The 265-nt window shown below is 74.7% G+C and carries 1 pseudogene; it reads right to left on the bottom strand.

Annotation, left to right across the window (positions count from 1 at the left end):
• Positions 1-265 (bottom strand): annotated as a pseudogene (locus AC1RQI_RS17230) (hypothetical protein); the annotation flags it as partial.

Here is a 265-nt window from a genome sequence, read left to right on the forward strand (position 1 = left end):
TGTCGCGGATTCCGGCCACCGCCTCCCTGAGGGTTCGGGCGAGCCCGGCCCGGCGCTCCGGCGTGTCCAGGGTGGCCGCCTCGGTCTCGCGGGCCCACAGCATCTCGACGAGAGGTCGCGCACCCGAGAGCACCGCCTCGATCGCCGAGGGACCGCTGGCGCGCATCAGGTCGTCCGGGTCCTGGCCCTGGGGCAGCATGGCGATGCGCAGGGACTTGCCGGGCTCCAGCATCGGCAGGGCCACATCGAGGGCGCGGAAGGCGGC

The sequence above is a fragment of the Salicola sp. AFF1 genome, from assembly GCF_056783195.1.